This window comes from Neoalteromonas arenosi (assembly GCF_030362855.1).
GTDB classification, from domain to species: Bacteria; Pseudomonadota; Gammaproteobacteria; order Enterobacterales; family Alteromonadaceae; genus Alteromonas_E; species Alteromonas_E arenosi.
The window spans coordinates 1-10,932 of the sequence record NZ_JAUCBP010000007.1 but is presented as its reverse complement, the minus strand read 5'-3'; the positions used below and the strand labels follow the sequence as shown (position 1 = coordinate 10,932).

At 46.0% G+C, this 10,932-nt stretch carries 9 protein-coding genes and 1 rRNA gene; all 10 read right to left on the bottom strand.

The window, feature by feature from the left end:
• Nucleotides 1-146: 146 nt before the first annotated feature.
• Entirely contained in the window at nucleotides 147-473 is a 327-nt protein-coding gene (locus tag QTP81_RS06550; protein WP_289364535.1) for a YbaB/EbfC family nucleoid-associated protein, read from the bottom strand.
• Nucleotides 474-487: 14 nt separating this feature from the next.
• Nucleotides 488-2,668, bottom strand: a complete 2,181-nt coding sequence (gene dnaX / locus QTP81_RS06545; RefSeq protein WP_289364534.1) for a DNA polymerase III subunit gamma/tau — start codon at nucleotides 2,666-2,668, stop codon at nucleotides 488-490.
• Nucleotides 2,669-2,676: 8 nt separating this feature from the next.
• On the bottom strand, nucleotides 2,677-3,213 hold the full coding sequence (apt, locus tag QTP81_RS06540; protein ID WP_289364533.1) for an adenine phosphoribosyltransferase: 537 nt from the start codon (nucleotides 3,211-3,213) through the stop codon (nucleotides 2,677-2,679).
• Nucleotides 3,214-3,224: 11 nt separating this feature from the next.
• Nucleotides 3,225-3,353: a hypothetical protein gene (locus tag QTP81_RS06535; RefSeq protein ID WP_289364532.1), complete on the bottom strand. Its 129-nt coding sequence runs from the start codon at nucleotides 3,351-3,353 to the stop codon at nucleotides 3,225-3,227.
• A 115-nt stretch (nucleotides 3,354-3,468) separates the two neighbouring features.
• Nucleotides 3,469-4,209, bottom strand: coding sequence for an HvfC family RiPP maturation protein (locus QTP81_RS06530; RefSeq protein WP_289364531.1), 741 nt, complete (start codon nucleotides 4,207-4,209; stop codon nucleotides 3,469-3,471).
• A complete protein-coding gene (locus QTP81_RS06525) occupies nucleotides 4,206-5,048 on the bottom strand; it encodes an HvfB family MNIO-type RiPP peptide maturase (protein ID WP_289364528.1) in 843 nt (280 codons plus the stop codon). The genes QTP81_RS06530 and QTP81_RS06525 overlap by 4 nt, the downstream gene beginning before the upstream one ends.
• 88 nt (nucleotides 5,049-5,136) lie before the next feature.
• A complete protein-coding gene (locus QTP81_RS06520; protein ID WP_289364527.1) occupies nucleotides 5,137-5,619 on the bottom strand; it encodes an HvfA family oxazolone/thioamide-modified RiPP metallophore in 483 nt (160 codons plus the stop codon).
• Between the two features lie 155 nt (nucleotides 5,620-5,774).
• Nucleotides 5,775-6,869, bottom strand: coding sequence for an efflux RND transporter periplasmic adaptor subunit (locus QTP81_RS06515; RefSeq protein ID WP_289364525.1), 1,095 nt, complete (start codon nucleotides 6,867-6,869; stop codon nucleotides 5,775-5,777).
• A 17-nt stretch (nucleotides 6,870-6,886) separates the two neighbouring features.
• A complete protein-coding gene (locus tag QTP81_RS06510; RefSeq protein ID WP_289364523.1) occupies nucleotides 6,887-10,009 on the bottom strand; it encodes an efflux RND transporter permease subunit in 3,123 nt (1,040 codons plus the stop codon).
• An 814-nt stretch (nucleotides 10,010-10,823) separates the two neighbouring features.
• A 5S ribosomal RNA gene (gene rrf, locus QTP81_RS06505) occupies nucleotides 10,824-10,932 on the bottom strand; the annotation flags it as partial.

Genomic DNA, 10,932 nt, shown 5'->3' with positions numbered 1-10,932 from the left:
AGTCGCGCTTAGTAACGAAATCAATATTCAACTGGCCCAAAAAGAGCGCATCCCAGCCACGGTTAAGTAGATGAGCAAACTAGCATCGTATTCATCAATACAAAATATTTACAATTGCTGCAGGCTTCAAATTCTCTGGAGTAAAACTAAAATGGCATCTTGAAGCCAGGAGGCATTTGCATACCGCCAGTTACCGCTGACATTTTTTCTTGGCTCGTAGTCTGCACCCGACGCACTGCATCATTGGTAGCGGCCGCCATCAAGTCTTCGATCATTTCCTTGTCGTCATCCATCAAACTAGGGTCAATCTCTACGCGGCGCACATTGTGATTGCAAGTCATAGTGACTTTAACCATGCCTGCACCAGCCTCTCCTACGACTTCGATAGATTGTAGTTCTTCTTGGGCCTTTTGCATTTTTTCCTGCATTTGTTGGGCCTGTTTCATAATGTTGCCCATACCGCCTTTAAACATTTTGTATCTCCTAACTATTGTGGTTCGATGCTGTCAGATAAAACTGTGCCGTTGAATGCACTGAGCAATTGCTCGATGGCAGGATCACTATCCACGATCTCACAGGCATATTGGTGACGCATCTGATCGATTGATTTTTGAATGGTAAAGGGTGTTCGTTCTGGTTCGCCCACATTTATTGATAACACTATGGGCGCGTTCAGCCTTGTGCGCAAGGCTTGCGCTAGTTGATTTTTAGCACTATCACTCAGTAAGTGTTGCTGCTCATTGTCTAGCGTCAATGTTACTGAATCACCTTGCTGTACGAAGCTCGAATGAATCGCGATTTGCTTAACTAAACCTGCCACATCAAGATCGCTAATAGTTGCGGACCAACGGTCAATTTGGCCGGCTGACGTTAACTTATCGCCATTAGATAAAAACGGCTGAATATCCTCGTTTGCGGCCACCGTCTCTTGTTCTGTAGGGTCATTAACAACGTCTTCAACGACGTCCGCAGCAGCCGATTGTGGCTCAACGACATCTTCAACGTGTTCTTGAGGCACGCAAGCCATTTGTTTTTCTTCTTCCGAATCAACCTGAGGCGCTTGCTCTTCGAGCATATTCGCACTGAAATCCACGCTAGCTTCGGGCGTGGGTTCAACCTCAGGTTCACACTTTTTTGAATTATCTGGCGCCTCTTGTTCTAAACCGCGCATCATACGTTGCTGCATTTCTAGCATTGCTTTAGTGCGCGCTAAATTCGCATCGTCTTGACTCGGCTCTTTCGGCACTGTTGGCTCTGGCTGTATTGGCTCAGATTGCATTACTGGTTCATTGGCTTGTGCCATCGAATCATGCCGTGCGACTTCAGCAGACTGCCGCATTTGCTCAGCCTGCTGCTCGATCGCATGCTGTTGGCCAATTAAATCGTCGTGCGCTGCCACGTCAATATCACTTGTATCAGAACTCGCGTTAAATTCTGAATTTGATTGCTCACCTGGGTGTATATGCTCAGGGTGAGTATCGACGCTATCAGATACTGACTCAGGTTCGCGAGTCAGGACTCGAGGCTCGCTCGAATTTTGTGCTGGAGGGTTCTGAATAATCCGCTCAACATTGGCTAGCTCAGCACTGGGTGAAAACGCCAACATGCGCATCAACACCATTTCCACTCCAGATTGCGGATCCGGTGCGTAATTTAACGTGCGTAAACCCTCAACCCCCATTTGGTAGAGTAATTGCACATGTTCCGGTGTAAACGTTTTGGCTAGCTGATAAATCGCTTTCGCATGGGTAGTCTCTAATCGACATGCGTCTGGGACAATTTGTGTCAAAGCAATTTGATGCAAAGTCGCATTGAGTTCGTTCAACACTTGCGCAAAGTCAGGCGCTTGGGTAGCTAGCTCGGCAACGATATCCAATACTTGCTGATTTTGTTTAGTGGCTAAACTCTGGGCGAGCCGTAATATGTGGTTGCGATCCAATAAACCGAGCATATCGGTGACAACGCTTTGAGTAACTTGATTGTCACCTTGTGCAATCGCTTGATCAGTTAAACTCAAGGCATCACGCATACTGCCTTGCGCTGCCCGTGCAATTAAATTCAATGCCGGCATTTCGAAATTAAGATTCTCAGCCCCTAACACGTGCGCTAGTTGCTGGCTTATTTGCTCTCTAGACAGTGCTTTTAGATTGAACTGCAAACAGCGCGACAAAATTGTAATGGGTAATTTTTGCGGGTCAGTCGTCGCCAATAAAAATTTAACGTGTGGCGGAGGCTCTTCCAGTGTCTTAAGCAAAGCATTAAAACTATGCTTAGACAGCATGTGAACCTCGTCAATCAAATAAACTTTGTAGTCACCCTTAGTCGGACGATATTGTACATTGTCGAGCAGTTCTCGCGTATCTTCGACTTTAGTGCGAGATGCCGCATCAATTTCAAGCAGGTCGACAAAACGCCCCTGCTCAATGTCTAGACACGTCCCGCACTTCCCGCAAGGGTTGGCACTTTGACCAGTTTCGCAATTAAGGCTTTTAGCAAAGATTCGCGCTATTGTTGTTTTACCAACACCTCGCGTGCCAGTAAACAGATAGGCATGGTGCAGGCGATTGTTATCCAGCGCGTTCGAAATCGCCGCGACAACGTGCTCCTGACCAACCAGTTCAGAGAATTTTCGCGGACGCCACTTTCGGGCTAGGACTTGGTAACTCATGCAATTAATTATTCGCCTTCAAATTCACAAAGTGCAAAGCTAGAAATCCCCTGCTCTGCCAATCTAGCTGCACCGCCAATATCAGGTAGAGAGATAACAAAACCGGCATGCTCGACAATACCACCGAGGCTCTTAATCAAGTTCGCTGTTGCAACCATGGTGCCACCCGTCGCGAGCAGATCGTCAATCATGAGTACGCGCTCACCAGGCTTAACTGCATCTTTGTGGATTTCCATTGTATCCATACCGTACTCAAGTTCGTAGCTTTCGGAAATAACTTCACGCGGTAACTTTCCTGGCTTACGTACAGGTATAAAGCCAATCCCTAACTCAATAGCCAAGGGTGCGCCGAATAAGAAGCCGCGCGCTTCAGTACCTGCAACCTTATCAAAGTTCATCGGGCCAAATTTTTCGACCATTAATGCAATACAGCTAGAGAAGGCCTGATGATCCTCTAAAACACTGGTTACATCGCGAAACTGAATACCCGGTTTTGGGTAGTTGGGGATGGTTTTAACAACCGATTTAATATACTCAGTACTCACAGCTATGACTTCTAGTGGCTAAAGAAAAATACGATCCAACCTAGCACAATGTGCATAAGCGGTAACGCTACTAACGTGCCTAGCGCGGCAAGGAAGTACCACCAGTTATAAACTTCTTTAAATTCTGAGTTATCTGCCATTTGAGATTACCTATTCGTAGAGCATAAAAACAGCCGCAAATGGTACTTGAATGTGACAACAATTGATAGCGTAAATCGGACTTGATCGTGCACAAATAGCATAGGAGGAGTTGCGTTACTCGATGTACAAAACCTGTTTTTGGATAAATTGCTTAAGGATGTCAATCGTTGCATCTTGTAATTGAGCAAATGCCATTTGTGGCATCGCCTGATGCAGAACCTCAAGTACCTGTGGCAATGCCAGTCCGTCGTTTTGCTCCAATAAATCCAGTAAGAACGCAGTTACCTGATTAACCAATGTAAACTCCACCGCTTCTGTGGAGTCTCGATACACCACTAGATATACCGGCTCGCTCTCTTCAGTCGGCTGAAAGTCTGGACTGATTTGATGAACCGGAAAGTTGTAACTGACCAATGACGCTAACTCGGAAAAGTAAATAGTGGATGTTTCCGACAAATCCTCAATAGCAGAGGTTACAAGTTGACCTTTGCGCACAGATACGTCTAGTTCCAGCCATTCATAATGTGCCAATGCTTGAAGAAATGCCGGATCCGTAGAAGTGTTAGTGTATTCATTGGCGAGAAATTCAACAAATTCTTTGCTGATATCGACAAAATATGGCGAGCGACAATGATGTTCAGAGAAAAATCGACGCGCAAGTACTTGCCAAGACGGCTCTGAATAAATCGATTTTAGAACCGGAAACGCGTTATCTAAGAAGCCGAGAATGTTATTGAAAAACAACTCGCGATAGATTTTTAAGCGGCGATCTTCTATATCATGATCAAATTCATGATGGTTGGGTTCCTTAATATGTGCGACAAATTGTTGCTGAATATCGGCAAAGTCACTCATGCAATTAATCCTTGCTGCTCAATATTGCTATACTCGCGCTGAATCCCCTTAATAATTTCAACTTCGTTTACGAGCTCAACCATACTCGGAATATTAAAATCGCGTTCAAGCAATGTGGGAAATACACCGTGTACTCGATAGGCGTGCCGCAAGAGTTGCCAGACTTCATCTTTCACGTCGGCACCATGTGTGTCTACTTTTAAATCATCGGCTTCATCGTAATGGCCAGCAATATGACCATAAACTATTTTACCGGTTGGCATAGCCTCGATAAACGCTTTAGCGTCATAACCGTGGTTAATGGAATTAACGTAAACGTTGTTTACATCTAAGAGTAATTCACAGCCTGATTGCTGCAGCACATCCTGAGTAAACTCAATTTCGGACATGTTTTGTCCTGGCGCTGCATAATACGATACATTTTCGAGAATAAGTGGGCGTTTTAAGACATCTTGAACGCGCTGGATCCGCTCAACAACATGCTTTACAGCATCTGTGGTAAAAGGAATGGGCATCAAGTCATACATATGGCCTTGGCTAGAACAATAGCTCAAATGCTCGCTGTAAAACTCTATACCATGATCGTCTAAAAACGCTTTTACTTGCTGGACAAACGCGAGATCGAGAGGGTCTGTGCTGCCGATGGATAATGACAAACCGTGGGTTGTAAAAGTGTTGCCTGCTGTGAGTTGCGCAAATTTACGAGCATAGCTGCCACCTAAAGGAATCCAGTTCTCAGGAGCCACCTCCCAAAAGTCAACTTCACTCGGTACCTGTTCTATAAGCTCATCTAACATTTCACGGCGTAAACCTAAACCCGCACCCGCTAACTTCTTCACGATTCTGCCCTCGGCGTATTTTTATCTAATTATAGAGATAAAAAAGCCGGCAACTAAACCGGCTTTTTTTGCAAAATTTAGTTAAGCGTTATGCTTGGCCACCACATTTGCCTTCACCACACTTACCTTCTTTTGCTTTTTCAGACTTGTCGCCACCACACTTACCTTCGCCACATTTACCTTCTGTAGCTTTTGCAGCTTTATCGCCACCACATTTGCCTTCGCCGCATTTGCCTTCACCACACTTACCTTCAGTAGCCTTCGCAGCTTTATCACCGCCGCACTTACCTTCGCCGCATTTGCCTTCACCACACTTACCTTCAGTAGCCTTCGCAGCTTTATCACCGCCACACTTACCTTCGCCGCATTTGCCTTCGGTGGACTTGCCTTCTTTGTCACCGCCACATTTACCTTCACCGCATTTACCTTCCGCAGCAAGTGTCATGTAACCAGCATCTAGCTGCTGGGCGCCAAACGGAGTCGCGCTAGCTTGTAAGCTCACAGTTGCTAGTGAGCCAATTACAACTGCGCCTAAAGCAGTAGCGATAGATGATTTTTTAATCTGTTTCATATTTTTGTTCCCATTAACAATTGTGAGTATTTTGTGTGTCTGCCACACTCGAATACATAGACCTAAGACATTATAAAAACATTTCAAAAAAACATTTTTTTTGAGTTATACGCCAGTAGGTTATTGTAATTAATACTTTTTAATTCTCTTTCTTATTAGAAAGCATTGCTATTTCCAGCGGTGAGTATAGTGTTATCAGTCTCGAAACGCACTTTTTGTCCTTCTCTCAATCGTTCAGCACCGCGCGTAACAACAGGCATTTTATCTTCAATATTTCCGAACACTTCGATTCGCTCATCTACCCCAATACCAGTCTCAACCGGAACCCGAAATGCTTCGTTATCTGCGTTGACTTGATAGATAAATGTACCACTTTTGCGTAATACCAATGCATCTCTGGGCACGGTCAGGCCGTCGTGAAAATCACTGTGCGGCAGAGCAACTCTTACCGCACTGCCAATGGCATACTCAGTCGGATCTAGACTAACTCTTATTTCCATCATCCGCGATTGCTCGTTGCCGATAGGAATTATCGCTCGAATGGGTTGTTCGCTTCGTGCCGCCTGCTGATCAATGGTGACAATCATGCCTTTTTGGATATAGGGGATGGCGGTTAAAGGAGCTCGGACACTGACTTCTACATTTTGTGTATCGACTATGCGCATCAAGTTTTGCCCAACAGCGGTGAATTCACCCGGAGATTGCAAACGCTCAACCACCATTGCGGTAAAGGGCGCTTTTACTTCACTTTGCGCGATCTGGTATTGTGTCAATTGCAGAGTATATTCAGCCTCTGCTAGGTCCTGTTTGGCCATTTCCAACTCCATATTGATATCATCCAGTTGATCTTTGGACGTGGCGTTTTGTGCTGCCATTTGGATAAAACGCTCAGAGCGACGCGTCAGTAAATCAACCCGCGCTTGGAGTTTATTGATATTGACTTGGTTCTGTCCAAGTAAGAGCTGCAAGCGCGTATCATCGAGCTTAGCTAATACTTCACCGGCTTGAATAATCTCGCCTTCATCTGCCAACCACGTTAGACGACCTGATACTTCTGCGGCGATTTGCGAGTCAGTGCGGCTCATGACTGTACCGGGCAACCAGATGTGATCTGCAATTGACTCATTTAAAACTTGTTGAACTTCTACCAGTGCAGCTTCAGGTGCTGGTGCTTGTTGAGCGATACCTGAGCCTACGTAAAGAGAGCAGCTTGCAAGAAGTGCGAATTGTAAAGACGTTAGCATTTTCATAGTGATAGTCCGTAATATTAAATCTGGTCGGGATGCTTGTAATGCTTAGCATTCGCTAAGCTGCCTACTGGCACGGCACTTGTTGTCAAACGTGGCCGCCAACGCAGGTTCAGTTGCAATAAAGTAGGTAATAAAATTAGGGTAAATATCGTGCTGACAATCATGCCCCCAACAATTACTGCGGCTAGGCCACGATAGATAACACTGCCGGTACCTGGCATTAAAAGCAGTGGCAACATGCCAAAGATAGATGTCATAGTGCTCATGAATATAGGACGTAAACGCAGTAATAATGATTGCTCAACCGCTTCGGTACGATTGAGACCAGCTCGCTCTCCTTGACGCGTTTGATGTACAAGTAAAATCGCATTGTTTACGACTAAACCAAGTAAAATGATAAAGCCGATCATTGTCAGTAAATCTAATGGTTGGAAAGTCACAAGGTTCAATAAACGAATGGCCACGACACCACCGACTGTTGCCAGTGGAATCGCAAGGACCACTAGTAAACTGTCCTTCGCTGACCTAAACAGTCCTGCCATCAGAACAAACAGAAGACCCATAGCAAATAGAAAGTTCTGACTCATAGTCGTGATCGCTTGATTCAGGCTATTGGCGCTGCCCGCATAGCTAATATTGCCATCTACTGGCATAGCAGCTAATAACTGTGGTTCGACTTCTTGCTCAATGATATTCATGGCTTCTTCGAGGGTCATATCATCCGGCGGGTTGACGCTTAATGTCAGCGTTCTCTTGCGTTCGACACGTTGGATCTGGCTTGGACCGACTGCACGAGTAACGTTTACCAAATCCCCCAATGGCACAATTTCACCGCTCGGAGTCATCAGTGGCGTTGTGGCCAATTGCTCAGGGGTTTGCCAATCTTGTGAGCGCAGGATGATATTCATGCGTTTGATGCCGTCGAAATACTCCCCAACATAAACGCCATCGCCCATCGCTCTAACCAAACTAGCAACGCGCGGGCGGTCATAGCCCACTTCCATAATGCGTGAATCATTGGGATAGAACTGCAACTCAGGTTCAGCTTGCTCCAAGCTCGGATTAGCGCGAACGTTAGCGCCAGGAAATGCTGCTCGTAACAGATCAAGTCCTTGTGCGGCTGCTTGAGTCAAACCATCTTGATCAATCGCCTGCAATCTCACATCTATTGAGCGGCCATTGCCAAAGCCACCGAATAAGTTACCTTGCATGGCAAATGCTTGGGTATCAGGTAGATCTTTAAGGATTTCATTGCGCATTAAATCCTCTAGCACTTTAACTTGGGTTTGATCTTGGACGCGCACGCCGATGGTTCCGCCATTCGGCCAGGTAATTATGTAGTAATTCTTCAGTGCTGGTTGTTTCTCGCCATCCATGTAGGGCTGTAAACGCTCAACCACTAACGACATAACTTCCTGTTCGATGAATTGCTCACTGGCGCCGGCGGGGAAATTGAAGAACGCATCAACAGCGTCGCGTTTAACTGGCGGTAAATAATCGAGCTTTGGTATTAGCAAGAATGTCGCGACTACCGGAATCGACATAAGAACAACAGCAACTGTCCAACGGCGTCTGTTAGTCGCACTTAAACGCATCACGAAACCCGCCATTTTCGACCAAACGCCCGATAATCGATCTTTAGGCAGTTCCCCCTTAAGAAAACGGCTGGCGATGACCGGCAGTACGGTCACTGCAACAATGAAGGAAATGCTAACAGCTATTGCAATTGTTAAGGCTAGATCGGCAAAGAGCTGACCTTCGACATCACTTAAAAACATAACCGGGATAAAGATAGCCACCGTTGTGGCAGTAGAGGCCATCAATGCGCCAAATACTTGTGAAGTCGCTACAGTTGCAGCTTCCTTTTGATCTTTATTACTGGTTCTATTCCTGACAATGTTTTCTAACACGACAATGGCAGCGTCTAGCACCATCCCGACAGCGAATGCCAAACCAGCAAGTGAGATAACATTCAGCGAACGCCCGGTTATCTGTAGCACGATAAATGTGCTAAGCAGCGATACCGGAATAGCTAAGGCGACAATTACTGTTGCGCGCATTTGGCGCATAAACCACCACAATACGCCAATGGATAGCAATACACCGATAAACAAATTGCTCGATACTAAGTTTATTGCGCGGTAGATGAATACTGATGCGTCAAAGGACTGCACCATAGTCAACTGCTGAGGTGCCAACAACTCGGTATTGAGTTCGCTGACTTTATCTTTAACCGCTTCCAGTGTTGTGAGTACGTTAGCGTTGTTTTCGCGATCAATGCGAATAGAAATCGCCGTGTTACCATTTTGGATACTAAAGTTAGAGCCATCTGCACGTTGGATGCGGATATCGGCGATATCTCTTAAGCGAATTGGACTTCCATCCCGCCACTCTAAAATCATGTCACCCATTTCATCCGGTGAATAACGCCCTTCAAATCGCATGGTATATCGGCGTCGTCCAACTTCGACAAAACCCCCAGACACATCGGTTGATGACCCCAGCATACGGGTAATATTAGTTAAGTCGATACCTAGCTCTGCGGCGAGGAATGGGTCAAACACGATTTGGAACTCTTGTGGGCCACCAATACCGCTTTCCATTCGAACACGAGCGACACCCGGTATACTTTCAAGTTCAGCGCGAACCTCTTCTTCGAAAAACGTGACATATTGGTCAATATTGCCGGTATTACCGGGAAGCTTTTGTAGAAAGAAATAGGTTAACGCTGGCGTACCGCCTCCCCAGCCTCCAAGCATAATGTTAGGCGACAGTGCATCTCTGGGTAAGGGTGGAATTCGATTCATACGGCTTATGACTTCGATCAGCGTTTGCTGCATGTCGGTTTCTAAACCAAATTCAAGGTTGATCCACGCATTTCCTTGGTTTGCCCAAGCCGTCATGCTATGTAGTCCAGGGATACCTTGCAGGACTTCTTCTTGAGGCTCGATAATCTCTGACTCTATCTCTTGTGGTGATGCGGCGCGCCAAAACGTTTGGATTGAAATTTGCGGGCGTTCGATATCTGGGAATAGCTGAATTGGAAGGTTAAATAAGCTGTACAAGCCAATTACACTGATAATTGCTACAACTATACCAACACCAGCTGCGTTTTTTATTGCTGAGCGTGTAATGTCCATTTTTTAATTCTGCGGTAACGTTCTTATACATTAACTATAAGTCGTCGTAGAATTCGAAAAAGTTTAAAACCGCAAAAACACCAATAAACGAGTCCAATAACCACACAAGTAGTGAGGTGTTACAAAGTGTGTCACAACTGCGTTTATTGGTCTCTTATATCCTGTTTTCTATCGCTTGAACGCTTGGACGTACTTTGTATATTTGTCGCGCAAGGTGGTCCCAGAACAAGTTGAAGTTACCCCGTACTTGATACTGGATCTCCGCTTTTCTGCGTAGATAGATAGCTATGTGCCAAGAAGGTCACCGCCTGCGCGGGGATGACGGTAACTTACTTTTAGCACTCACTAAAAGCACTGTACTCACATGGGGCCGCGCCCGTCACGGGTGAAGCCAGTTGACAGCGAAGCACTGCTTCGCCCGACTGAACGACGTTCACGGATGAACGGCTGGACGCCGCCACATGGATGTGTGACATCTATCTTTCTGCTATGGAGTGGTTATTTGCATGACACCTTGATGGGTTTGGTTTCCCTGCGGTGTAGCATCTTTAGATGCTGCTAAAAGCAAAAAACCCAGCCTTAAGCTGGGTTCTTTGTATTTATTGGGAGTCTGGCGATGTGCTACTTTACTCGGGCAGTCCTGCCCTCGCCCTCGCGGTTACCGATTCGGGCCATTCTAAAGCATGTTCTAAAACGCTCTCGTGCGGGCTGGCCATCCAGGTTTTAGTCACTTCGTTCGAGCAGCCCATTGATAAACATCGTACATAAAGCAAAAAGGCCACCCGATTGGGTGGCCTCTTCACTTTAAATAGGAGTCTGGCGATGTGCTACTCTCACATGGGGAAACCCCACACTACCATCGCCGCTAACGTGTTTCACTTCTGAGTTCGGAATGGAGTCAGGTGGTACCACGTCGCTATTGT